This is a genomic window from Stenotrophomonas sp. 62841_Sma (assembly GCF_056482945.1).
Genome location: NZ_CM151224.1, coordinates 4,320,336 through 4,343,805 on the forward strand (window position 1 = coordinate 4,320,336; position 23,470 = coordinate 4,343,805).

The following is a 23,470-nucleotide window of genomic DNA, read 5'->3' on the forward strand; positions in this document are numbered from 1 at the left end:
GACGCACCTGTATCGGCCGGATTCAGGGCAACTTTAGGCCTTTTTTCGTCTGCGTCCCCCGTCACTGGCGGACGCGGTCTTTGTACCGGGTGCAGGCGACGGGGGCATGACACGGCCGCCGTGCTTGACCTCAACCCCGGTTGGGGGAGCACAGTGGACCTCCCTTCCCCGCCCGGTGCCCCCATGACGACGCTCGATGTCCCCCGCTACCTGCAGCGCCTGCAGCTGGATGCGCCGCCACCACGGACCCTGGCCGGCCTGACCCTGCTGCAGCAGCGCCACAACGCACTGCTGCCCTTCGAAACCCTCAGCTGCCTGCTGCGCGATGCGGTGCCGATCGACCTGGACAGCGTGCAGCGCAAGCTGCTTGACGAGCGCCGCGGTGGCTACTGCTTCGAGCTCAATGGTGGGTTGCTGGCGCTGCTGCAGGCCTTGGGCTTCGATGCCCAGCCATTGAGCGCGCGCGTACTGCTGGCCGCCCAGGACGGCGAACTGACCGCGCGTACCCATCTGCTGCTGCGCGTGCACGTGGACGGCGATGACTGGCTGGTGGATGCCGGTTTTGGCAGCCTGACGCCGACCGTACCGCTGCGCCTGCATGACCCGCAGCCGCAGGCCACCCCGCACGAACGCTACCTGTTGCAGCGGTTGGAAGACGGCGGTGATTTCATGCTGTCGGCCGAATCCAGCGACGGCTGGCGGGTGATGTACCGCTTCGATCTGCAGGCGCCGGCGCCGATCGACAACGTGGTGGGCAACTGGTACGTATGTACCCATCCCGATTCCAGTTTCCCCGGCCAGTTGCGCGCGTCGCTGACCGGGCCGGACTGGCGCCGCACCATCGGCAGCGGCAACTACACCGAGTACCGCCCCGGACAGGCACCGGACAAGCGCCCGCTGCATGATGTGGGTGATGTGCGCGACGTGCTGGAGCAGCGCTTCGGCATCCAGCTTCCGGACGACCCGCGGCTGGATCCCGCAATCAACGACTGGCTGCAGCGCTCACGCGCCGCGACGCTGTAGATACCGTGTCGCCCTCGCCTAGGCAAGGGCGACGTCAGGCTCAAAGGGTCGGCCACTTCTCAGTACGCCCCAAATCAGATGGATGAGCTTGCGCATCACTGCACACATGACGACCTTGAAGGGCTTGCCTTTCGCGCTGAGCCGGTCTGCAAAGGACTTCAGTGTGGGGTTGTGGGTCTTCCCGGTCAGCGCCGGCATGTACAGCTTTTTGCGGAAATTGGCGTCGCCGACGCGTGATATCCGGCATTTGCCTTCGTAGTTTCCTGATTGACGCTGGGCCGGATTCAGGCCCGCGTGGGCAACCACCTGGCGCACGTCGCTGTATTTGCTTAGATCCCCCAGAATGGCCAACAGCTGGGCACTGCTGGTGTTGCCTACACCGGGGATGCTGGTAAGCAGTTGATGACGCCGGCGCAGGTCCGGATCGTTATCGATATGGTCCTCAATCGCCTTCTGGACCTGCTTGATCTGCTCTTCCAACGTCCGGATCACATCCTTGATCCCTTGCTGGACCGAGATATCGGCAACGTCCAGGCGGTTGTGCTCCATCTGCAGCATTTCCTGGAGGTCATCTCGACGCCGTACCAAGGCGCGCAGCTTCACCTCCGAGGGCGTCGGTGGAACGTAGGGATATAGCTTTTCCGAGCGTTGTGCCTCAAAAAAACGGGCAATCAGCTTGGCGTCGCTGCGGTCAGTCTTGGTCCGCATCCCCTCCGCCTGCCCAAACGCCTTTACTCGGGCGGGATTGGCCACATGAACCACGACCCCTGCCTCCACCAGTGCTTGAGCCAAGGCCTCGTGATAGATGCCTGTAGCCTCCATACCTACCGCCGCGTTCGGCGCATGTTTGGCGCGCCAAGCCAGAAGCTCATCAAAACCCTTTGGCGTATTGGGGAGTTTGGCCTTGGTTCGATACTTGCCGTGAGATAGAGGCAGGGCGATGTCAAAAGTCGCCTTGGCTGCGTCGATGCCGATAAATTGCATGATTTCGCTCCAGCTTGAACTTACGATCGTGATCGGAAGCCGCCAGACTTGCCCTTGTGAGTACAGGCTCTCACCCGATGGCGGGCCTAAGATACCGTTCAAGTTCCATGGCGGTGTCAGGCCGCCGACGCGCTGAATCTACTTTGCAAGCTCGAAGGCTTAAGAGCCGAGGCAGCGTCATCGGAGCCTCCCGGGTCACCGGGGGATTGTGCCTGATCAGGGCACGATCCAAGACACAAGAGTCGAGCTTGCTCGACTGATGCATCTACGGCGACGTCAAAATCAGTCGAGCAAGCTCGACTCTACAGATGCGCGCACCGCAGCGTTGACGTTACGGCGCTGTGCGCGCCTGCAATGCGATACGGTTGCCTTCGCTGTCGCGGATCTCGGCTACACGCCAGTCACCCGCATCGGCCGGGCCGAAGCGCAGCTCGGCTCCGGCCTGCAGCGCACGCTCGAGGCTGGCATCCAGGTCATCGACGCCGATGTAGATGCGCGCGCCCTGCTCGGAAGGCAGATAGTCCGCGCCGTGCACCAGCGCAATGCTGGCACCGGCGGCCTCATCGGAGAACGGCAGATAGGCCATCCGGCAGTCGTGCAGCACGATAGGTTTGTCCACCGCAACCTGCAGCCATCGCTGGTAGAACGTGATGGCCCGGTCCAGGTCACTGGCCGGGATTTCCACATGCAGGATCGGGTTCATTGACGCTCCTTACGCGGCTGACTCAGATGATGCGCAGGGTAATCGCCTTCAGGACCGCGCGGGTACGGTCGCGGGTGCCGAGCTTGTCGAGTATGGCGGACACGTAGTTCTTCACCGTGCCCTCGGCCAGGAACAGGCTGCGCGCGATCTCCTTGTTGCTGTAGCCCCCAGCCAGCAGGCGCAGGATTGCCACTTCACGTTCGCCGAAGGTATCGGTGGGCGGCGCTTCGTCGTGGAAGCGGTAACGCGCGCGCACCGGATCGGTACTGACCGGCAGCAGCAGGGTCTCGCCAGCGGCAACGCGTTCGATGGCCTCGCGCAGGTCGGCCGGCGCGGCATCCTTGAGCAGGAAGCCCTGTGCGCCGGCCTCGCTGGCGCGCAGCAGCAGATCACTTTCATCGAAGGTGGTCAGCAGCAGCCACGGCGTGGCATCGCCGCGCGCCCGCAGCTGGCGCAGTGCCTCGATCCCATCCAGCCCGGGCATGCGGATGTCACTGAGCACCACGTCCACGCGCTGCGTATCCAGCGCATCCAGCAGGGCCTGGCCATCCTCGGCCTCCAGCACCACGTCCACCCCCAGGCCCTGCAGCAGCGCACGCAGGCCTGCACGCACCAATGCCTGGTCGTCGGCCAGCGCTACGCGGATTGCGGCCGGGCTCATGCCGGCAACCGCGCGGTCAGATGCATGCCGCCCTGCACGGTTCGGGCCAACTCCAGCCGCCCCTGTACGGCCGCCAGACGCTCGCGCATGCCGGCGATACCATTGCCCTCGCGGATGCGTTCGGCGCGCTGGCCGTCATCGCGGATATCAATACGCAACTGGGAATCCTCTTCACTGATCGTCAGCCACACGGTGTCCGCATTGCCGTGGCGGGCGGCGTTGGTCAGGGCTTCCTGTACCAGCCGCAGCACGGTCTCGGCCATCAATGGGTCAGCCACGCGCACCCCGTCGCCGATCTGCAGCTGCAGCTTCGGTCGTGGGAAGGGTGCGGCCAGCGCATGCAGCGCGGTGGCCAGATCGAGGCCGCGATCATCGCGCATCGACTGCACCACCTGGCGGATGTCGGCCAGCAACTCGCCGGACAACTGTTCGGCCAGCACCAGCCCTTCGCGACCGGCCAGCGCAGGGTCAGCGGCCAGGGCGCGCAGGTTGAGCCGCATCGCGGTGAGCTTGTGCCCGGCCACATCATGCAGTTCGCGGGCCAGGCGCAGGCGCTCGGCATCGCGTGCACTGTCAGCCAGCAGCGCGCGGGTGGCCAGCAGGTCGGCGTTGACCCGGGCCAGGTCATCGCGGGCCAGCGCCGTGCTGCGGGCATAGTGCGCGGTCAGCGCGGCAAAGGCCTGGAAACCGCCATACAGCAGCACCACCAGCAGGGGCTGGCTGAAGCCGCTGTGGCGCAGCACGGCATACACCGCCAGGTTGGCCAGCAGCGCAACACCCAGCACGAAGCGCGGCGGCCAGTGTTCGGCCAGCTGTGCAACCAGCACCACCAGCAGCACCGGGGCGGTACCGGTACGCGGCTGCAGCGCAACCAGCACAACCGCCAACAGCGCCTGCAACACCGCAGCGACGGCGCGCACGCGGGATGGCATCGACGCCCAGCCGTGCACCACGAACAGCAGCAGGAACACAGCAAGCAGCAGCAGGCTCAGCCCGGCGCCGCTGCGCTGCACTGCGAACGACAGGCCGACCACCAGCACGGTGACCAGGCCGGCGAGGCTGAGCGGACGCAACAGATGGCGGAACAGGCTGGGCATGGCCAGATGCTGACGGCCGCGCACGCCGGCGGCAATGGGTCCGGCGCAGAAAGTGACTTCTGGCACGTCGAATCGATGACCACTGGCCCTGAACCCGGTGCACCGCCCGACGCAGACTGGCTCCACACCGCCTCACCCACTTCCGGAGCCACAGCCATGATCCGCACCGCCCTGCTCAGCACCGCCCTGACTGCCCTGGCCCTGGCCGGCAGTGCCCACGCCGCCGACCTGGCCGTGACCGTGCACGACGTCCGCGTGCAGACCGGCACCCTGCGCGTTGCGCTGGTTGACAGCGCGGCCGCCTGGGACGGCAAGGCCAGGCCCGTGCAGGCCCAGCAGGCGGCGCCCAGCGGTGACAGCGCCCGCTTCGTGTTCAAGAACCTGCCGGCCGGCACCTATGCCGTACTGCTCACCCACGACGAGAACGACAACGGCAAGCTCGACACCAACCTGGTCGGCATGCCGGTGGAAGGCTACGGCTTCAGCAACAACCCGCAGGTGATGCGCAAGCCGACCTTCGACGAGGCGCGCGTCGACGTGCCGGCGGCTGGCACCGCCATCGACATCACCCTGCGCTGATTCCCGCATCCATACCCGAGGCCACCATGGACCGTCGCCGCTTCCTTCGTACCCTGCTCAGCAGCAGTGCCTGTCTGGCCCTGGGCGCCACCTCGCTGCGCAGCGCTCCCGCCTTCGCCGGCGACCCGGCGCGGTTCGCGCAGGGCATGCAGGAACACCCGTGGCTGCTCGGCTGGCGCAGCGTCGGCAGCGAAAGCCTCGGCCCGGCCACCGTGCAACTGCAGGGAAAGCTGCCAGCGGGCCTGGCAGGCACGCTGTACCGCAACGGCCCGGCCTGGACCGAGCGCGATGGCTTCCGCTACGACCACTGGTTCGACGGTGATGGCATGGTGCATGGCTGGCGCTTCAATGGTGACGGCAGCCTGACCCATCACGGGCGCATGGTCGCCACGCCGAAATTCACCCGTGAACAGAAGGCCGGCCGCTTCCAGTATCCAGCTGCCGGCACCAGCGTTCCCGGTGCGCTGGCAGTTCGAAACAACGACGATGCCAACGTGGCCAATACCTCGGTAACCATGATCAATGGCCGCCTGTTCGCGCTGTGCGAGTCCGGGTCGGCATTCGAAGTAGACCCCGATTCCCTGCAGACGCTGGGTCCGGTGACCTGGCGTCCGGACCTCGCCGCACTGCCGTTCTCGGCGCACCCGCTGCGCGACCGCGACGGCAGCGTCTGGAACTTCGGCTCGATCAGCCTGATGGGTGGCCATGGCCTGCTGGTCTGGCACATCGGTGCGAACGGCCAGCTGCGCAGCGCCAATGTGATCGAAACACCCGAGCATGGCTACCTGCATGCCTTCGCGATGACCGACCAGCACCTGGTGTTCGTGATGATGCCGTTCGATTTCACCGGCACAGGCGGCAGCTTCTTCGAGCGCATGCAGTTCGCACCGCAGCGCCCCGTGCGCATCGCGGTGGTCGCCAAGGATGCGCCGGACAAGGCGCAGTGGTTCGAAGCCCCGTTCGCGGCGATCTACCACTTCGGCGATGCGTTCACCCGCGATGGCGGCATCGTGCTGCGTGCAGTGCGCCACGATGACATCAATGAGGCGCGCTCGCCGATGAAGGAAGCGATGGCCGGTGATGGCGCACACGCTGCCAACAGTGGCGCCAGCCTGGTCGAGCTGCATCTGGACCTGCGTCGTGGACAGGCCCGCTGGCAGATGTTGGGCATCAGCGCAGTGGAGTTTCCGTTGTTCGACCCGCGCTCGGCGAACACACGTGGCGCACGGCTGTATGCGCCGACCATCGACGGCACGGCCAATGCGCCGTACTTCAACGCCGTGGCCGCGTTCGACATCGAGCACGGGCGCCGCCAGCTGTGGAACTATGGCCCGGACATCATGGCCGAAGAGCATGTGTTCGTACCGCGCCCGGGCAGCGGCAACGCCGATGATGGCTGGCTGATCGGCACCCTGCTTGACCCGGTGAACAAGCGCAGCGGCCTGGCGGTGCTCGATGCCCGCCACCTGGACGACGGTCCGCTGGCACAGGCCTGGCTGCCCTATGCGGTACCACTGGGCTTCCACGGCACCTTCGCCGCGCGCGGCTGATTCCACGCCACGCGGACACCGTTATTGGCATGCTGGGTCTCCCCTGCCCCGTGGAGTCCCGCATGTCCCTGGCCGACCACCGAAGTACGCTGGCACCGCACGGTTTCCTGCGCGTGGCGATCAACCTGGGCAACCCGGTGCTGGCACAGGGCGATGCGCGCTCACCGCGCGGCCCCTCGCTGGAACTGGCTACCGCATTGGCGCAACGGATGGGGGTGCAGGCTCGCTTCACCTGCCACGATGCCGCAGCCTCGGTGGTCGAGGCAGCAGGCGAAGACGGCTGGGATCTGGCCTTCCTGGCCATCGATCCGGCACGTGCCGACCACATTGCCTTCAGTGCCCCGTACCTGGAGATCGAAGGTACCTATCTGGTTCGCGCGGACAGCCCTGCGCAGCAGGTAGCCGACCTGGATCGCGAGGGGCTGCGCATCGCGGTGGGGCGTGGCGCGGCCTATGACCTGTTCCTCAGTCGCGAACTGCGCCATGCCACGATCGAGCGGGCGGAGACCTCGGCAGCCGCCATCACGCTGTTCGATCAGCAGCGCCTGGATGCCGCCGCCGGCGTACGCCAGCCGCTGCTGGCCTGGGCACAGGCCCATCCCGGCCATCGCGTGCTGGCCGACCGCTTCACCGCGATCCAGCAGGCAGTGGCGGCGCCGGCCTCACGCCCGGCCGATGCATTGCGGGCGTTGTTCGAGGAAGTGGAGGCGATCAAGGCCGGCCCGTTGCTTGAGGAAGCGTTCGCGCGTGCCGGGCAGGCGGTCACGCTGGTGCGATGACTGTAGAGTCGAGCACCAGCAGTCGAGCATGGCTCGATGCTGCAGATCCAGATGCAATGGTCGAGCATGGCTCGGCGCTATAGATGTGCGTCTGCCATGTGCCGCACGTGCTCGGCGGCCTGCGCATGCAGCCAGTCGCGGAACGCAAGGAAACCGCGATGGCTGGCCGAGCGCTGCGGGTACACCAGCCAATGCGGCCAGTCGGTTTTCAGGCGCTGGCTGGACAGTGCAACCAGCTGGCCCGAATCCAGCAGCAGCCGCGCCCGCGTCACCCGCCCGAGCGCTACGCCCACGCCATCCAGAGCGGCGCGATGGTGCGCCTCCGAATCATCCAGCACCGCCACGAAACGCGACGGCGGGCTCTGCCCGCTCAACGCGAACCAGGCGCCCCACGCGCCGTCCGGATCACCGAGCAGCGGCCACCGGGTCAACGGCACACGGTCAATGCCGCCCATGCGTTCGATCAGCGCCGGGCTCGCCATCGGCACCAGCCACTCGTCGAACAGCGGTTCCACCACCAGGCCCGGCCATTGCCCGCTGCCCAGACGCAGCGCGGCGTCGAACTGGCGCTGCCGCTCGAAATCAATCAGGCGTTCACTCGACTGCAGGTTGACCTCGATCTGTGGATGCTCGGCCACGAAGTGACCCAGGCGCGGCACCAGCCAGGCCGACGCCATCGACGGCACCGCGCTGATCGTCAACACGTGCTCGGCACGTGCGGCATAGGGCTGGAAGGCTTCGTTGATCGCATCCAGATGCGGTCCGACCTGGTCGAGCAGGCGCTGCCCCTCAAGGGTGAGGGTGACACCACGCGGCTGGCGGATCAGCAGCGGCTGCCCGAGCCGTTCTTCCAGTTGCCGCATCTGATGGCTGAGCGCACTGACGGTCAGGTTCATCGACGCCGCCGCGCGCGACAGGTTGCCGAGCCGGGCAGCAGCCACGAAGCCCTGCAGGGCATGGAGCGGAGGGCGGGACATCAGGCTTGAAATCCTCTCAAGGCATGCTTGCGGAAATGTCGCTTTTTGCCTGTCCATGCTGCCCGTATCGTGCAATCCACTCAAGTGGAGGCACGCTCATGAACATCTTCAGCGGCTTGTTGTTCCTGCACGGCCACGTGGCCAGCGCCGAGCTGGCACGCCAGCTGGCCAGCCCGTCGCCGACGCCGCCGCCCAGCACCGCCCCCGGTAGTGCCGGCCGCTGGCCGGCAACCTCGCCGACCGGGAAATCTGCAGCTGCCAGCCAGCGGCCGGCACACCCCTAACGCTGCAGCGCTTCCTGCACCGCGGCAGCCACGTCGGTGTTGTCGATGTAACTGCCGTCGTTCCAGCGCACGTGCTGACGGTAGCCGGCATCAACGCCCCGCACGCGCTGGCCCAGCAGTTCCGCGCCCGCACCCTTGGCCCACAACGGCACCAGCGCATTGGAATGGTTGCCGGTCGGGCGGAAGCTGATCCCCGGCATGCGTCCACGGCCGTTGTTGCGCACCGGCTCGAAGGCGACGTTCTGTGCATCCGGGCCCATCGGCATGCTGTTGTCGTGGTCGGTGGTGACGATCAGCAGATTGCGCTCCCAGCCACCGTTGCGTTCGATCCACTCGATCACTGCTGTCACCGCGTCGTTGAACTCCACGGTTTCCTCGATCAGCCGGCCGTACTGCGGCTGGTCGCTGCACTGGCCGTAGTGCCATTCAGTGCCGCAGGCACTGGTATGGGCGGCCCAGTCGGTGGCGCCACCTTCCACCATCAGGAACAGGCCGTTGGACGAACGCTGCTGCAGGAATTGCAGCGCACCACGGGTCATGGTCGCAAGATCCGGCACGCTGTCGATCTTCCTCACACCGGAAGGCGTGGCCGTATCCTTGCCCAGCACCTGCAGCTGCCGCGCCTGCTGCAGCGTGTTGGCCACGCGCGGTACACCGATCAGCGGCCGGTCGGCCGGCAACCGTCCCTGCGCCAGCGCGGCGAACGCTTCCTTGCTGCGGATCAGGCGCCACGGCCCCGACGGATTGCCGGCAATGGTGCTGCCCGCTTCCAGCTGCTGCCAATCCTGCTGCGACACCCATTCCCACGGGTTCGCGCAGCCCTCGGCCTTGGCCGCGCCGGCACTCTCGTCACAGGCGCGACCATCAACGCTGTAGCCAGGGCCTCCGGTGCCCATCACCAGATCCATATGCCTCTGCGCCAGCATCTGATGGGCGATGGCGTGATAGTTGTTGCGCGATTCGTTCTGCGCCGCGAACGCGGCCGGCGTGGCATGCGCGAACGGTACCGAAGTCACCACGCCGGTGGCCATGCCCAGCCGCTTGGCGCGCAGCGTATTGAACTCGATCGGCTGGCCATCGTTGTTGAAGTTGATGGCGTTGTTATAGGTCTTGATGCCCGAGGACAACGCGGTACCCGCCGCCGCACTGTCGGTAGCCACCGCAGCCAGGTACTGGTAGCCCGCAAACGGCAGGTCCTGCGCAGGAACCGGTGTGTCATCCCAGGCCTTGCCCGCGTCGTAACCCAGGGTCTGTGCGTTGTCGCGAGTCGGCTGGCTGCTGGCATTCAACGGGAAGGTGGTTACCGCCAGGCGCTGCGGGAAATCCGCATACGGGGCCCCTTCGCGGCCGCCGTATTGCCAGTAGGCGGCGGCGTCCCAGGTGCCCCAACCGGCGCCGTCGTTGATCATCACGATCACGTTGTGCGGGCGCGCTGGGCCGGAAGCAACAGCCTCGGCGCGCAGATTGGGCTGGCAGCCGCCAAGTGCGGCCAGCGCGAGCAGCAACGAAGAATGAAGCCAGCGGCGTGGAATGCGTGCAGTCATCGGGTGGCCCGTCGGGCCATCGGCGGCCCACAATTACGATACGTTATATCGTTTCAATGTTGCAGCTTCGTGCAGCCGCTGCGCACTATCCTGCAGGCCCCCACTGCCATCCTCGTTTCCATGCCGTCTCCTGCTCCCGCGCGTGCACCGCTGTCCTTCATCACCCTCGATGCGGCAACGTTCGCGGTGATTCACCAGCACAACGCGGACATCGCCAGGCAACCGGCCTCGCTGACCAAGCTGATGACCGCCTATGCCGCGTACGAATGCGTCGAAGAGAACGGAGGCGCGTGGGACGAAGCGGTCACCATCGCCGCCGGGGATGTGCACGCGGTGGCCGATGATGAAACGCGCATGGGCCTGGTGCCCGGTGAAACAGTCACCCTCGCGCGCCTGCTGGAAGGACTGATGATCGTCTCCGGCAATGACGCGGCGCTGGCCATCGCGCGCCATCTGGACGGATCACAGCCTGCGTTCCTGGAGCGCATGAACCGGCACGCACGCCAGCTCGGCCTGCGCAGCAGCTGGTTCGCCAGCGTGTCCGGCATCACCACCCCGCACCATGCGTCCAGCGCGCGCGACATGGCGGTGCTGGCCGCCTGCCTGTTGAACGATTATCCGCAGATCCTGGCGATCACCGCGCAGCGCGTGTTCGCGCACGGCAGCTTCAGCCGCAGCAACCAGAACGCCCTGCTTGGCGATGACGGCGTGGATGGCTTGAAGACCGGCTACACCCAGGCCGCAGGCTTCTGCCTGGCCGCCACCGCCTGCCGGGCAGTGCCCGGGCGGGATCAGCCGGTACGCCTGATCACCGTGGTGCTGGGTTCTGAAAGCCGCGACGCACGCGATGCCCTTGTGCGCGAGCGGCTGGCCGCCGGGTTCGCGGCGCTGGCCGACAGCACCGCCGACGCCTGAGCGGCTCAGCGCCGCTTGACCGTTGCCACGATCAGCCGCTGCAGTTCGGCCCCGGCGTCGGCCTTGTCCAGCGCGCCCGCAGCCACACCCTCGGACAGGGTTTCAGCCGCACCGAGAATCGCCCAGCGTCCCGCCAGCGATACCGTGCCGTCGGCAGCAAACGGGCCCAGCCAGGCGTCACAGTTGTCGATGAAATCCTGCTGGTAACGCCGCCGTACCTCGTGCAGTTCCGGAGCGCCCACCAGCGCGGCCAGGATGCCCTGCACTTCACTGCCCTGGCTGAGGATGCAGTCGATGTAGCCGGAGGCGATGGCCGCCGCACGATCGGCCAACTGCGCCCGGGCGCGGCCGATGCGCTCGTTGAAGACCACCGTCTGGCGACCGTCGTAGTCATCGTAGAGCGCGGCCAGCAGGCCGTTGCGGGTCACGAAGTGATCGTAGGCCACCGGCTTGGTCACGCCCGCGGCCTCGGCCAGCCGACCCAGGGTCAACGCGTCGGTGCCTTCTTCGCCAACCAGCGCCCAGGCCACGTCCAGCAACTGGCGGGCGCGTTGCTCGCGGGTCAATCGGCGGCGCGTGGGAGCGGCGTTGGCAGGCATCGGCGGAACACGGCGATCAGTGCATCGGAGTTCCGATTTTACGGCCGATCGCCAGTGCGGTCTGCAGATGCGTTTCGGCCGCACCGGTATCGGCATCCAGCAGCAGGTCTGACGTCAGCACGCGCGCGCCGCAGTAGTCGAAGATGCCCATGTCGATCTGCGTCTTCATCGCCGCGCCGTAACCGCGCCGTTCGATCATGTCCGCGCCGGCTCCACCGATGCCGACCAGGTGCACGCGCAACCGCTGCAGCTTCTTCTGCACCTTGCCGTCTGCACCGTCCTGGTAGGCCCAGCCCTGGGTGAACACGCGATCGATCCAGCCCTTCAGCAGCGCGGGGAACGACCACCAGTACAGCGGGTAGACCAGTACCAGCGTGTCGGCAGCATCCAGCCGCGCCTGCTCGGCGGCGACGTCGGCTGGAGGTGCGCCGGTGCCACGGAACAGCGCCTGGTCGTGCATGTTGAAGCGCGGATCGAAGCCTTCGGCCATCAGATCGGCATGGGTCACGGTATTGGCGGCATCCGTTGCGGTGATGGCTTCGCCGATGCGTCTGGCGATGGCATGGGTCAACGCGGCGGATTCAGGATGGGCGGTAACGATGAGGGTGTGCATGGGGGATGTCCGGAATTCACTACCTACCAATAGTAGGTAATGGCACCCGGGACACCAGCGCCATGCGTGGGACGCTGTTTCCGCATCCGCCGTATAGTGCGGCGGTTCCCGCTGAGATACCCGACGATGCACCGATACCTGCTCGCCCTTCTGCTGGCCCTGCCGATGGCAATGGCCGTTGCGCCAGTGCTGGCCGGTGAGCTCAGTCCGGAAGACTCAGCCGCATTGCGCCATGACGTGCAGGCAATGATGGGCGCATTCGCCCGCGGCGATGCCGAGTTGATCATCGCCCGAACCCATCCCAGCCTGAAGCGCCTGGCCGGGGGCGATGAGGCCTATGCGCGTATGACTCGCGACACCCTGAAAGAGCTGCGCAAGGCCGGGGTCACCATCATCAGCGACGAGGCCGGCGTGCCGGGCCACACCTATGCAGCCGGTGATGAGGAAGTCTGCTTCGTGCCACGCCAGTCGCTGCTGCGCGTGCGCGAGGCGCCGATGCGCAGCACCTCGTTCATGCTCGCCGTGCGCGGCGTCGGCACAGCCCAATGGAGTTTCATTGACGGTGCTGCGTTGCTGGACAATCCCGCGCTGCTGCGGCAACTGCTGCCAGCGTTGGAGCCTGGGGTGACGCTGCCCAAGGGTGGGATGGAAGCGCTGTAATCGCAGGCGCATCCATCCACGCATGGCGTGGATCTACTATCCCTGCTGGTCTGGGACTGCACCGGGATTCCGCTCAACGGAACAGCGCGTTCAACACGGCCCCGGAAGCCGCCGGCTGCAGTCCGTCGAAGCGTCCGTCCTGCACGATCGGCTGTGTCGCCTGCATCAGTCCGCCCCATGCAGCACGGGCCAATGCGCCGCCCAGGCTGACGCGGCGGACGCCGAGTGCAGCAATGTCCTGCAGGCTCAGCGGTGTCGGCCCACCGACCAGCAGGTTCACCGGCTTCGACCCTGCGGCGGCAACCACCGCGCTGATCTGTTCGCGCGTGCTGATGCCCGGTGCATACAGCACATCGGCGCCGGCCTCGGCATAGGCGCGCAGGCGCTGCAGGGTGTCCGGCAGATCCGGCACGCCGACGAAGAAGTTCTCGGCACGGCCAACCAGCAGCACGTCGCCGCCCGCGCGGTCGATGGCTGCACGGGCAGCGCGCAGGCGCTCCACCGCCTGATCGATCGGACGCAGCGGTGCATCGGCGACGCCGCTGGCATCCTCGATCGACAACGCCGCGATGCCGGTGTCGATCGCCGCGGCCACCGCCTCCTGCACCTTCTGCGGCGTTTCACCGAAGCCATCGCCGAAATCGGCGTTCAACGGCAGCGGCGTCGCTGCCGCCATCAGGCGCAGATGGTCCAGCGTGGCCTGCAGCGAAACCGCTCCGTCCGGCCGCCCTTCGCTCCAGGCACAACCGGCACTGGTCGTGGCCAGTGCCTGGAAGCCCTGCCGCTGCAGGTAGCGCGCACTGCCTACGTCCCATGGATTGGGCAGTACGAAGCACCCTGCTGCATGCAGCTGGCGGAAGGCCGCGCGCTTGCGTTGGGTATCGGCATCGGGCGAGGTCATGGCGGGCTCCGGGGCGGCAGACCTGCACCCTAGCCCGCCCTGCAGCCGGGCTCAACGACGACGGCGCAAACCTGCATGAGGTGATGCCACCTGCTTATTGGACGCTGTGGATGCAGGTGCCCGAGCGTGCTTGCCTGCCCACACGATGCCGCCACGGAGCCCTTCATGCACCCGGACCCGCTGATCTTGATCGACGCCGGCGACGATGACGCCCACTGGGCCGACCTGCTTTCGCCCACACGCCGCCGCCTGATCGCATCGGCCGGTCTGGCCGCCGGCGGCCTGGCCAGTGCGTCGACCGCCGCCGCAGCCCCGCGCGGCGAAAGCACGGTGAACACCACCGAACCCGGGCGCCCCGGCTTCCGTGCCATCGTCCCGCCGCCGGTGAAGGGCAGCAGCCCCTGGGGCCAGGTCACCGCCAGCGAACCGACCCCGCGCCCAGCCAGCGTGCGTCCCGGGGAGGCCACCCTGCCCGCGACCCCACGTGCCTACACCGACATCAAGAGCTATCACGCGCATATCTACTTCGACGAGGACAGTTTCGAGAAAGCTGCGCTGCTGCGGCGCTGGGCGGCCGAGCGCTTCCCGGTGGAGCTGGGCAACTGGAACCTGGAACCACGCGGACCGCACGTCACCCCGTCGTTCTATTTCGGCTTCACCAACGACCTGCTGCCGGTGCTGGTGCCCTGGCTGCAGCTCAACAGCCTGGGCCTGACCATCCTGATCCACCCCAATACCGGTGATGGCCGCGCCGACCATCTGTATTACGCGTTGTGGGTGAACCGCGCGCAGCCGGTGAACGCCTACAACTGGCCGGCACCGAAGCCGGGGGAACGGGAGCCCTTGGAGGAGGTGTTCCCGAACGTGGTGCCGACGGTGCCGCTGGAGACGTGAGCGGGTGCGTGGCGAGGGCGGTGGGTGGCGTGCAGCGCACCTTGGGCTGCCCCTCGGTGGGTGCGTAGCCTGCTGCGCACCGAACTTCCTTCATCCACGCATGGCGTGGATCTACCGCATCACAGCCCGTTGCGGCATCGGACATCGCCCGGCCTGCCGCCATCGTCGGCCTACGTGCACGCATCCCCCAGCTGCACGGCGTTCAGCGCGCCTTGATCCAGCGCCCGCCATACGGCCGCAAGCCCTCCGGGGAATTTCAAACAAACGATTGAAACGCTGCAAACTTCGCCGAACTGGACAGCATCCGCCGGTTCCGCCAGACTGCCGCCCTTTCCCGTCTTCCGGATCCCATGGCGAAGCTGCTGGTCCTGCACGGCCCCAACCTCAACCTGCTCGGCACCCGCGAGCCGGAGGTCTACGGCCACACCACGCTGGCCGACATCGACCAGGCGCTGGCCGCCCAGGCCTCGGCTGCCGGGCACGCGGTGGAGAGCCTGCAGTCCAATGCCGAGCACGTGCTGGTGGACCGCGTGCAGGCCGCACGCGACGACGGAACCGCTTTCATCCTGATCAACCCCGCCGCCTTCACCCACACCTCGGTCGCCCTGCGCGATGCGCTGGCGGCGGTGGCGGTGCCGTTCATCGAGATCCACCTGTCCAACCCGCATACCCGCGAACCGTTCCGCCAGCACAGCTACTTCAGTGACAAGGCCGTGGGCGTGGTCTGCGGTTTCGGCGCCGACAGCTACCGCTACGCGATGGACGCGGCGCTGCTGCGCGTGCAGGCGGCCCGCGCGTGAAGATGCTCCCAAGAGTGCTTGCCTGCATCGTGCTGTGGGCCGGCGTGTGCGGCGCCAGCATCGCCGCCGAGCGCGCGGCCGCCGGCATTGACTGCGCGCAGGCGACCGGCGGCTACGAGCGCGACATGTGCGATTCCGATCGCCTGGATGACGCCGACAGCGCATTGAACGCCGTTTACGTCCAGGCGCGCGGCGAACTGAAGGCGCAGGCCGCCGATGGCAGCTGCAGCCGCTGCGCAGCGGCCGAACAGCAGCTGGTGAAGGCCCAGCGCATCTGGATAACCCTGCGCGATGCAGACTGCGAGGCAGTCTACGCCTTCAATGCAGACGGCACCTCGCGCAACCCTGCGAAGATGCAGTGCCTGATCACCCAGACGCGCGACCGTACGCGGCAGCTGCGCGAGTTCTACGAACTGCTTTGACCCGAGCGCGATGCGCTTCCCACCACACTGACATCAAGAGCAAAGAGGCCACCATGGATCTCCGCAAAATCAAGAAGCTGATCGACCTGCTGGAAGAGTCGAACCTGGCTGAAATCGAAATCAAGGAAGGCGAAGAGTCGGTGCGCCTGTCGCGCGCCCCGGTGGCCGGCTATGCCGCCCCGGTCGCCGCCCCGGTGTACGCCGCTCCGGCCGCTCCGGCGCCGCAGGCGATGCCGATGCAGTCGCCGACCGAAGCCTCCACCGGTGGCACCGCCAAGCCGGGCCCGGCGCTGCCGGAAGGCCACGTGCTGCGCTCGCCGATGGTCGGCACCTTCTACGCGTCGTCTGCCCCGGACAAGCCTGCGTTCGTCAGCGTTGGCCAGCAGGTCAAGGAAGGCGAGACCCTGGCCATCATCGAAGCGATGAAGATGTTCAACCCGATCGAAGCCGACAAGTCCGGCACCATCGTCGCCATCCTCGGCGAGAACGGCCAGCCGGTCGAATTCGACCAGCCGCTGTTCGTGATCGGCTGAGGGGCACGCCATGCTCGACAAAGTCGTCATCGCCAACCGAGGGGAAATCGCGCTGCGCATCCTGCGCGCGTGCCACACCCTCGGCATCCGCACGGTGGCCGTGCATTCCACGGTCGACCGCAACCTCAAGCACGTGGCCATGGCCGACGAGTCGGTCTGCATCGGTCCGGCGCCGTCGCCGCAGAGCTACCTCAACATCCCGGCACTGATCGCCGCGGCGGAAGTCACCGACGCCCAGGCCATCCACCCGGGCTACGGCTTCCTGTCGGAGAACGCCGACTTCGCCGAGCGCGTGGAAGAGTCCGGTTTCATCTTCATCGGCCCCAAGGCCGACACCATCCGCATGATGGGTGACAAGGTCGAAGCCATCCGCGCGATGAAGTCCGCCGGCGTGCCGTGCGTGCCCGGCTCGGGCGGCCCGCTGGGCGAAGACATCGTCGCCAACACCAAGATCGCCCGTGAGATCGGCTACCCGGTCATCATCAAGGCGGCCGGTGGTGGCGGTGGCCGCGGCATGCGCGTGGTGCACGCCGAAGCCTCGCTGAAGACCTCGATCGAAACCACCAAGAGCGAGGCCAAGGCCGCGTTCGGCAATGGCGAGGTCTACATGGAGAAGTTCCTGGAGAACCCGCGCCACGTGGAAATCCAGGTACTGGCCGACGGCCAGGGCAACGCCATCCACCTGGGCGAGCGTGACTGCTCGATGCAGCGCCGCCACCAGAAGGTGGTGGAAGAAGCGCCGGCACCGGGCATCACTGCCGAGCAGCGCGAGCAGATCGGCAAGGTCTGCACCGAAGCCTGCGTACGCATCGGCTACCGTGGTGCCGGCACGTTCGAGTTCCTGTACGAGGACGGCCGCTTCTACTTCATCGAAATGAACACCCGCATCCAGGTGGAACATCCGGTTACCGAAATGGTCACCGGCATCGACCTGGTGGCCGAGCAGCTGAAGATCGCCGCCGGCCAGAAGCTGTCGATCAAGCAGAGCGACGTGGTGCTGACCGGCCATGCCATCGAGTGCCGCATCAACGCCGAAGATGCTGAAACCTTCGTGCCGAGCCCGGGCACCATCACCGGCTTCCATCCGCCGGGCGGCCCCGGCGTGCGCGTGGACACCCACATCTACAGTGGCTACCGCGTGCCGTCGAACTACGACTCGATGATCGGCAAGCTGATCGTGCACGGCCCGGACCGCGAAACCGCCATTGCCCGCATGCGCGTGGCACTGAGCGAAATGGTGGTCGATGGCATCAAGACCAACGTCGCCCTGCAGCAGCGGATCATGCGCGACAAGGGCTTCCAGGCCGGTGGCCAGAACATCCACTACCTGGAAAAGCGCCTGGCCGAACGCAAGAACAAGCCGATCGCGCTGACCTGATCGGCGCCACGTGCTGGACATGAAAAGGGCGGGGATATCCCCGCCCTTTTCTGTTGCTGCAGCGCCGAGCCCATGCTCGGCTTGCCGGAAAGCTCAGCCGAGCGTGGGCTCGGCGCTACAGCAGGCGCATCAGCGCTTGTCGGCAGCTTCGGCCGGAATCTGCGAGTTCGCCAGCGGACGCACGCCATTGGGCGACGTCGGGTCGACGATCACCATGGTCTCGGTCGAACCATCCGGCCACACCACCTGGAAGGTGCTGCCCGCCGGCAGCGACGCGAACGGCATGCCGCTCTGCGCGCGATAGACCGCGGCCACCTGGCTGGCACCGGCACGGCGCACGTCTTCCTGCGCCTTCACCGTGGTCAGTTCCACCTTCGACAGATGCCGGTAGCGATCTTCATAGGTATCGATCATCAACAGGCCAACCGCGCCGGCCGAGTAGGCCACGAACAGGGCCACCCAGAACCAGAACTTGGCCCCGTGCAGGAATCGGCGGTAGTTCATTGCTCGTTCCTCTTTCCAACCAATCGCTTGATCCATTCCTTCATCTTCCCAGCGCCCTGCCGCGATACCGCAGCGTCATACACGAAATCCCGGAAATCCTGCGTACCATCCTGCGAACAGATCCCTCCGTTCGCACAAAAACTGTTGACCAGCACACTGTCTGCCCCACACGGTAGACCGAGTTCGCAGGCCGCAAGCCGCCATGCGAGTTCACTGAGCTGCTCGCCCGCCACCAGGCCGTTGAGCGCGCGGTCACCCGAGGCGCGCACGCCCATGCCCGGTGCGATCGCCATGAAGGCCTCCGGGTCGCGCGAGGTGCGCACCCGTTCAACCAGGTCACGGCGGTACTCGGGGCTGTCCTGCAGCGGTTCGCCCTCGGCGAACAACGCAGCCTCAGCAGCCAGATTGCCTTGTGCGGCCGCCTTGCGACGTTCGGACAGCACCAAGGCCGTGCCCAGCTTGTCGCCCGGCACGAAACCACCACAACGCTGCGCGACGCGTTCGCGCGCCTGCACCATCGCCGGTGCGGCGGTCAGGCCCAGCCCGGCCAGCACGTTGTTGTCCAAGCGGTAGCCACCCGGATCGACCGCGTACTGCGCGCAGTAGTCATAGACACGGCTGAGCATCCAGCGCGCCTCGTGGTTGCCTTCGTCCGCCTGGGCACGCAACCGCTGAGCATAGGCATACAGGTCGGTGGCGTCTTCGATATCGGCGCGGAGATCCAGGGGCAGCCCGGACGGCAATGCGTTGCCACGCTCGAAGGGTGCCAGGCGGCGCGCGAGCGCCTCCGGCATCACCGGCAGCGGCGCCGCACTGTCAGCGGCCGCGACCGCACCTGCCAGATCCACCGACGCTACCGAAGACGTCGCAGCATGGCCGCTGGCCCGATAACCGGCCACGCCCAGCACGGCCACAGCCGGCAGTACGAGCAACCAGGTTTTCAGGGTCGGAGCGAAGGCCATCGGCGGCGGTAGGCGATGCGGCGCATAGGAAAGCACGAAGTTTAGCAAGGCCCGACGGGCCTGTCTGAACGGGCTTCGTTCATCTCGGAGCGGCATCTCAGGCAATACGGAGACGCCCCGATGGTCTAGCATGGCCCCCTTTCCTGCGATTGCCCCCAACCACCATGCCGTTCCTGGAACTGACCCTGCGCTGCACCGAAGCCACCCAGCCCCGCTATGAAAATGCGCTGGAGGACGTTGGTGCACTGGCCGTGACCCTGCTCGATGCCGAGGCCGATACCAGCAACGAACAGGCCATTCTCGAACCGGGCGTGGGCGAGACCCCGCTGTGGGACACGCTGGTGCTGAGCGCGCTGTTCCCCGCCGACAGCAACGCGCTGTTGCTGCTGGCCGCACTGGAATCCTTCGATCCGGAGCTGGACTGGAGCAGCGGCAGCTTCCGCGCGGTCGAGGATGAAGACTGGGAACGTGCCTGGCTCGACCAGTTCCAGCCGATGGACTTCGGCAGCCGTACCTGGATCGTGCCGTGGAACCATGAACTGCCCGATGCCGCACAGGCCGCCGATGCCGCCGTGGTGCGGTTGGACCCGGGCCTGGCGTTCGGTTCGGGCACCCACCCGACCACCGCACTGTGCCTGCGCTGGCTGGACCAGTTGGCGGTCGATGGCCTGCTGCAGGGCCAGCGCGTGCTCGACTTCGGTTGCGGCTCGGGCATCCTCGCACTGGCCGCGCTGAAGCTGGGCGCCGCCGAAGCCATCGGCGTGGACAACGATCCGCAGGCCCTGGTCGCCACCGCCGACAATGCCGAGCGCAACGGCGAGCAGGCCCGCATGCATGTGTACCTGCCGCAGGACGAAGCGGTCGCGACCTATCCGATCGTGGTCGCCAACATCCTCGCCTCGGCGCTGGATGCGCTGGCCGAACTGCTGGCTGCGCGCGTTGCTGCCGGTGGCCGCATCGCCCTGTCCGGCATCCTGCATGGCCAGGAAGGCGAACTGCTGCAGCGCTATGCAGCATGGTTCGACGATCTGCAGGCCACCCAGGATGGCGACTGGATGCGCATCACCGGCGTGCGCCGCGCCTGATCGTGGTTGAATGACCGCTGGATCCGAGCCCGCGCCCTGAGCATGTCCGAGCCGAACCCACCGCGCCGTCCCCTGGCCACCTTCCTGCGCACGACGCCGGAGGGTGAACCTGCGCCTGCGACCGATGCGCGCATGCAGGACGAAGCCCGGCACGCAGCGCCTGTGGAGCAGATGCAGGCCGAGCCCATCGACCTGGCACGCCCACCGGCGACAGAGATGCGACACGACGATGACGTTGTCATCGTTGATGAAGCAGCGGCCATCGAACCGGCGCCGGTCGCGGTGCAGGCAACGGCGGTCGCCAGTGATGCCCCCAGCTTCCTCGGCAGCGCGCGCACGCGCACGCTGCCAACACCCCGCTGGCACTGGCTGCTGGTCGCCGGGCTGGCATTGCTGCTGGTACTGCAGAGCGTGCTGGCCGACCGCGCGCGGCTGGCCGCCGACGCCGGCAACCGCGCATGGCTGGGCACGCTGTGCGGCGTGCTGCGCTGCAGCCTGCCTGCCTGGCACGAGCCCACTGCGTTCACCATGACCAGCCGCGAGATCCGCCCCCTGCCGGGCCAGGCCGGTGTGCTGCAGGTGCAGGCCAGCATCCGCAACGATGCGCGCTGGGCACAGGCGTGGCCGGACCTGCGGTTGTCATTGTCCGATGCCGATGGCCGGGTGATCGGCAGCGGCGTGTTCACGCCCGCGCAGTACCTGGGCGAGAACCCCGGTGCAGCCCTGCTGGAACCGGGCCAGAGCGCGCGCGTCGCCTTCCGGTTGCAGGAGCCCGCTGCGTCCACCGTCGCATTCACCTTCGACTTCCTCTGACCGGGGAGAGGCGACCAGCCGTGGCAGGCCGGGCACGCTCGCGCTAGACTGGCCGCCACCACCTCGTCCGGCCGCGCGCTCCGCGCGCACGGGCCAACCGAATCGGGAACCCCCTTGAACGCTGTCCTTTCTCGTCCTGACAACAGTCGTGGCGCTCCCCGGCCACCGCTGCGTGAACACGTCGCCCAGTCCGTGCGCCGCTACCTGCGTGACCTTGATGGCTGCGATGCGGACGATGTCTACGAGATCGTGCTGCGCGAGATGGAGATTCCGCTGTTCGTGGAAGTGCTCAACCACTGCGAAGGCAACCAGAGCCGCGCCGCCGCGATGCTGGGCATCCACCGTGCCACCCTGCGCAAGAAGCTGAAGGAATACGGCATCAGCGCGTAAGCGCGCACCAGGGTAGTGCCGGCCGCTGGCCGGCAACCCCATGAACGATGGCAGGATGTTGCAGTTGCCGACCAGCGGCCGGCACTACCGGTAGATCAACGCCATGCGTGGATGAAGGCCCGGCAGAGTAAACCGCCCCCGCCCGCCAGTAGATCCACGCCATGCGTGGATGGAAGCCGGCAGAATCAACCGCCGCCGCCCGCCTTCCAGTAATACCGCACCACGTGGAAGAACACCGGCGCGGCGAAGCACACCGAGTCCAGCCGGTCGAGCATGCCGCCATGGCCCTCGATCATGTGGCCCCAGTCCTTGATGCCACGATCACGCTTGATCGCCGACATCACCAGGCCGCCCCAGAACCCCATCAGGTTGATCAGCAGCGACAGGCCGAACGCCTGCAGCGGTGTGAACGGGGTGATCCACCATAGTGCCGCGCCCAGCGCGCTGGCACTCAGCACGCCGCCCACGAAGCCCTCCACCGTCTTCGACGGCGACAGCTTCGGCGCAATCAGATGCCTGCCCAGCAGCTTGCCCCAGATGTACTGCAGCACGTCCGAAGACTGCACCACGATCACCAGGAAGGCGAACAGCAGCACGTTGCGCGCCGGGTCATGGCCGGGCACGTGCAGGTTCAGCAGCAGCGGCACATGCGAGATGCAGAACACGCAGATCATCAACCCCCACTGCACCTTCGCGGTCCGCTCCAGGTAGTGCGTGGTATCACCGCCAATGGTCGACAGGATCGGCAGGAACAGGAACGCATAGACCGGAATCAGCAGCGTGTACATGCCGTACCAGTCGATCCAGACCAGGTAGTACTGCCACGGCAGCACGATGTAGAACGCGGCCAGCAGCGCGTAGTAGTCGCCCGAGCGGGTCGGCGCCAGGGTGATGAACTCGCGCAGTGCGAACAGCGAGATGATCGCGAACAGCACGATCACCCCGGCACGACCGAAGAACAGCGCCAGCCCGACCACGATCGCCATCACCCACCACGCGCGGATGCGCGAGACCAGGTTGGCGATCACCGCGCTGGGCTGCCCACGCTGGCGCCAGCGCAATGTCTCGGCCACCAGCGTGGCCAGCACCAGCACCGCACCCACGCCAGCAAACAGCAGGCCGGTCTGCTGACCGACACTCTGCGTGGCCAGGTCGCCGGACACATCGATCAGGAAGCTCATGCCCTGCCCCCGTTCGGCGCCAGGTCCAGCAGCGCCTGCCGGCTGCGGGCCAGGAAGGCGGCCTTGTCCTCGTCGGCCTGCAGCCGCAGCGGCGTACCGAAGGTGGCCGTGCACAGCAGCGGCAGCGGCAGGAACCGGCCCTTGGGCATCACCCGCTTCAGGTTGTCGATCCACACCGGTACGAATTCCAGCTCCGGGCGTTGCCGTGCCAGGTGATAGATGCCGCTCTTGAACGGCAGCAGCGGCTCTTCGCCCACGTTGCGGGTACCTTCCGGAAACAGAATCAGCGAGCAGTCTTCGTCCACCGCGTCACGCAGGGCCTGCAGTGGATCCTGCTGGCGATGGCCGGCCTCGCGCTCGACCAGCACGCCGTTGAACACCGCATCGATCAGGTAGCGACGCAGGCCATCGCGCTGCCAGTATTCGGCCGCGGCCACCGGGCGCACCTGGCGCCGCAGTGCCGGTGGCATCGACGACCAGATCAGCACGAAGTCACCATGGCTGGCGTGGTTGCCGTAATACACGCGCCGTTCGCTGGACGGCGCACAGCCGATCCACAGCGCGCGGGCGCCGGTCACTACATGGATCGCGCCACTGCAGGCGCGCGCAATCAATTCAGCGAACATCGGTCCCTCCCGT

At 67.0% G+C, this 23,470-nt stretch carries 28 protein-coding genes; 15 read left to right on the forward strand and 13 right to left on the reverse strand.

The genetic code is table 11. The features are described from left to right. The first annotated feature begins 183 nt into the window (after positions 1-183). Complete coding sequence (locus ACZK5G_RS20120; protein ID WP_132810871.1) at positions 184-1,023, forward strand: arylamine N-acetyltransferase family protein; 840 nt, start codon at positions 184-186, stop codon at positions 1,021-1,023. Positions 1,024-1,041: 18 nt separating this feature from the next. Here the strand turns inward: ACZK5G_RS20120 and ACZK5G_RS20125 are convergent, their stop codons facing one another. From ACZK5G_RS20125 to ACZK5G_RS20140, 4 genes are all read right to left on the reverse strand, one after another. Further along, positions 1,042-2,007 (reverse strand): IS110-like element ISStma4 family transposase, encoded by a 966-nt coding sequence (locus ACZK5G_RS20125; protein ID WP_032130373.1) that lies wholly within the window; start codon positions 2,005-2,007, stop codon positions 1,042-1,044. A gap of 331 nt (positions 2,008-2,338) precedes the next feature. Next, complete coding sequence (locus ACZK5G_RS20130; RefSeq protein WP_478464553.1) at positions 2,339-2,710, reverse strand: VOC family protein; 372 nt, start codon at positions 2,708-2,710, stop codon at positions 2,339-2,341. A 22-nt stretch (positions 2,711-2,732) separates the two neighbouring features. After that, positions 2,733-3,371: a response regulator transcription factor gene (locus ACZK5G_RS20135; RefSeq protein ID WP_032129575.1), complete on the reverse strand. Its 639-nt coding sequence runs from the start codon at positions 3,369-3,371 to the stop codon at positions 2,733-2,735. Then, positions 3,368-4,468 carry a sensor histidine kinase gene (locus ACZK5G_RS20140; RefSeq protein ID WP_478464555.1) on the reverse strand — a complete coding sequence of 367 codons (1,101 nt, stop codon included), beginning with the start codon at positions 4,466-4,468 and terminating at the stop codon, positions 3,368-3,370. The genes ACZK5G_RS20135 and ACZK5G_RS20140 overlap by 4 nt, the downstream gene beginning before the upstream one ends. A gap of 156 nt (positions 4,469-4,624) precedes the next feature. On the opposite strand from ACZK5G_RS20140, the gene ACZK5G_RS20145 reads away from it, so the two are divergent. From ACZK5G_RS20145 to ACZK5G_RS20155, 3 genes are all read left to right on the forward strand, one after another. Then, the gene (locus tag ACZK5G_RS20145; protein WP_478464556.1) at positions 4,625-5,047 is read left to right on the forward strand and encodes a DUF2141 domain-containing protein; all 423 of its coding nucleotides are present in this window, start codon (positions 4,625-4,627) and stop codon (positions 5,045-5,047) included. Between the two features lie 26 nt (positions 5,048-5,073). Beyond that, positions 5,074-6,597, forward strand: coding sequence for a carotenoid oxygenase family protein (locus ACZK5G_RS20150; protein ID WP_478464557.1), 1,524 nt, complete (start codon positions 5,074-5,076; stop codon positions 6,595-6,597). Positions 6,598-6,659: 62 nt separating this feature from the next. After that, positions 6,660-7,376: an ABC transporter substrate-binding protein gene (locus ACZK5G_RS20155; protein WP_478464558.1), complete on the forward strand. Its 717-nt coding sequence runs from the start codon at positions 6,660-6,662 to the stop codon at positions 7,374-7,376. A gap of 77 nt (positions 7,377-7,453) precedes the next feature. Here ACZK5G_RS20155 and ACZK5G_RS20160 read toward each other — a convergent pair whose 3' ends face one another. After that, positions 7,454-8,353: a LysR substrate-binding domain-containing protein gene (locus ACZK5G_RS20160; protein WP_478464560.1), complete on the reverse strand. Its 900-nt coding sequence runs from the start codon at positions 8,351-8,353 to the stop codon at positions 7,454-7,456. Positions 8,354-8,451: 98 nt separating this feature from the next. Here ACZK5G_RS20160 and ACZK5G_RS20165 point away from each other — a divergent pair, with 98 nt between their 5' ends. Next, positions 8,452-8,637 carry a hypothetical protein gene (locus ACZK5G_RS20165; protein WP_478464561.1) on the forward strand — a complete coding sequence of 62 codons (186 nt, stop codon included), beginning with the start codon at positions 8,452-8,454 and terminating at the stop codon, positions 8,635-8,637. Here the strand turns inward: ACZK5G_RS20165 and ACZK5G_RS20170 are convergent. Further along, positions 8,634-10,181: an alkaline phosphatase gene (locus ACZK5G_RS20170; RefSeq protein WP_478464562.1), complete on the reverse strand. Its 1,548-nt coding sequence runs from the start codon at positions 10,179-10,181 to the stop codon at positions 8,634-8,636. The genes ACZK5G_RS20165 and ACZK5G_RS20170 overlap by 4 nt on opposite strands. A 120-nt stretch (positions 10,182-10,301) precedes the next feature. Here ACZK5G_RS20170 and ACZK5G_RS20175 point away from each other — a divergent pair, with 120 nt between their 5' ends. Further along, a complete protein-coding gene (locus tag ACZK5G_RS20175) occupies positions 10,302-11,096 on the forward strand; it encodes a D-alanyl-D-alanine carboxypeptidase family protein (protein WP_478464564.1) in 795 nt (264 codons plus the stop codon). A 5-nt stretch (positions 11,097-11,101) separates the two neighbouring features. Here ACZK5G_RS20175 and ACZK5G_RS20180 read toward each other — a convergent pair whose 3' ends face one another. Together ACZK5G_RS20180 and ACZK5G_RS20185 are read right to left on the reverse strand one after the other, a co-directional pair. Then, positions 11,102-11,695, reverse strand: a complete 594-nt coding sequence (locus ACZK5G_RS20180; RefSeq protein WP_049423460.1) for a TetR/AcrR family transcriptional regulator — start codon at positions 11,693-11,695, stop codon at positions 11,102-11,104. A gap of 16 nt (positions 11,696-11,711) precedes the next feature. Further along, complete coding sequence (locus ACZK5G_RS20185; RefSeq protein ID WP_107433190.1) at positions 11,712-12,308, reverse strand: NAD(P)H-dependent oxidoreductase; 597 nt, start codon at positions 12,306-12,308, stop codon at positions 11,712-11,714. Positions 12,309-12,434: 126 nt separating this feature from the next. On the opposite strand from ACZK5G_RS20185, the gene ACZK5G_RS20190 reads away from it, so the two are divergent. Then, positions 12,435-12,968 (forward strand): hypothetical protein, encoded by a 534-nt coding sequence (locus ACZK5G_RS20190; protein WP_478464566.1) that lies wholly within the window; start codon positions 12,435-12,437, stop codon positions 12,966-12,968. Positions 12,969-13,041: 73 nt separating this feature from the next. On the opposite strand, the gene ACZK5G_RS20195 is transcribed toward ACZK5G_RS20190, so the two are convergent. Further along, a complete protein-coding gene (locus tag ACZK5G_RS20195; RefSeq protein ID WP_478464568.1) occupies positions 13,042-13,869 on the reverse strand; it encodes an isocitrate lyase/PEP mutase family protein in 828 nt (275 codons plus the stop codon). Positions 13,870-14,034: 165 nt separating this feature from the next. Here ACZK5G_RS20195 and ACZK5G_RS20200 point away from each other — a divergent pair, with 165 nt between their 5' ends. From ACZK5G_RS20200 to accC, 5 genes are all read left to right on the forward strand, one after another. Next, positions 14,035-14,763: a DOPA 4,5-dioxygenase family protein gene (locus ACZK5G_RS20200; RefSeq protein ID WP_478464570.1), complete on the forward strand. Its 729-nt coding sequence runs from the start codon at positions 14,035-14,037 to the stop codon at positions 14,761-14,763. Between the two features lie 350 nt (positions 14,764-15,113). Then, positions 15,114-15,563 (forward strand): type II 3-dehydroquinate dehydratase, encoded by a 450-nt coding sequence (gene aroQ / locus ACZK5G_RS20205; RefSeq protein ID WP_049423471.1) that lies wholly within the window; start codon positions 15,114-15,116, stop codon positions 15,561-15,563. Then, positions 15,560-15,985 (forward strand): lysozyme inhibitor LprI family protein, encoded by a 426-nt coding sequence (locus tag ACZK5G_RS20210; RefSeq protein WP_080355197.1) that lies wholly within the window; start codon positions 15,560-15,562, stop codon positions 15,983-15,985. Before aroQ ends, ACZK5G_RS20210 begins: the two co-directional genes overlap by 4 nt. Positions 15,986-16,038: 53 nt before the next feature. Further along, positions 16,039-16,518, forward strand: a complete 480-nt coding sequence (gene accB, locus ACZK5G_RS20215; protein WP_032129560.1) for an acetyl-CoA carboxylase biotin carboxyl carrier protein — start codon at positions 16,039-16,041, stop codon at positions 16,516-16,518. A 10-nt stretch (positions 16,519-16,528) separates the two neighbouring features. Next, complete coding sequence (accC, locus tag ACZK5G_RS20220; protein ID WP_032129559.1) at positions 16,529-17,896, forward strand: acetyl-CoA carboxylase biotin carboxylase subunit; 1,368 nt, start codon at positions 16,529-16,531, stop codon at positions 17,894-17,896. Positions 17,897-18,025: 129 nt separating this feature from the next. Here the strand turns inward: accC and ACZK5G_RS20225 are convergent, their stop codons facing one another. After that, on the reverse strand, positions 18,026-18,400 hold the full coding sequence (locus tag ACZK5G_RS20225) for a hypothetical protein (RefSeq protein WP_010481078.1): 375 nt from the start codon (positions 18,398-18,400) through the stop codon (positions 18,026-18,028). Then, a complete protein-coding gene (locus tag ACZK5G_RS20230) occupies positions 18,397-19,362 on the reverse strand; it encodes a hypothetical protein (RefSeq protein ID WP_478057467.1) in 966 nt (321 codons plus the stop codon). Before ACZK5G_RS20230 ends, ACZK5G_RS20225 begins: the two co-directional genes overlap by 4 nt. Positions 19,363-19,526: 164 nt before the next feature. On the opposite strand from ACZK5G_RS20230, the gene prmA reads away from it, so the two are divergent. The 3 genes from prmA (at position 19,527) to fis (ending at position 21,650) form a co-directional block, all read left to right on the forward strand. After that, entirely contained in the window at positions 19,527-20,447 is a 921-nt protein-coding gene (gene prmA / locus ACZK5G_RS20235; protein WP_478464572.1) for a 50S ribosomal protein L11 methyltransferase, read from the forward strand. A gap of 42 nt (positions 20,448-20,489) precedes the next feature. Further along, positions 20,490-21,260 (forward strand): DUF3426 domain-containing protein, encoded by a 771-nt coding sequence (locus ACZK5G_RS20240; protein WP_182266793.1) that lies wholly within the window; start codon positions 20,490-20,492, stop codon positions 21,258-21,260. Between the two features lie 114 nt (positions 21,261-21,374). Beyond that, the gene (gene fis, locus ACZK5G_RS20245; protein ID WP_005419706.1) at positions 21,375-21,650 is read left to right on the forward strand and encodes a DNA-binding transcriptional regulator Fis; all 276 of its coding nucleotides are present in this window, start codon (positions 21,375-21,377) and stop codon (positions 21,648-21,650) included. A 185-nt stretch (positions 21,651-21,835) separates the two neighbouring features. Here the strand turns inward: fis and ACZK5G_RS20250 are convergent, their stop codons facing one another. Continuing rightward, positions 21,836-22,831, reverse strand: a complete 996-nt coding sequence (locus tag ACZK5G_RS20250; RefSeq protein WP_478464575.1) for a phosphatidate cytidylyltransferase — start codon at positions 22,829-22,831, stop codon at positions 21,836-21,838. Further along, positions 22,828-23,457, reverse strand: coding sequence for a lysophospholipid acyltransferase family protein (locus ACZK5G_RS20255; protein ID WP_032129554.1), 630 nt, complete (start codon positions 23,455-23,457; stop codon positions 22,828-22,830). The genes ACZK5G_RS20250 and ACZK5G_RS20255 overlap by 4 nt, the downstream gene beginning before the upstream one ends. Between the last annotated feature and the right edge of the window lie 13 nt (positions 23,458-23,470).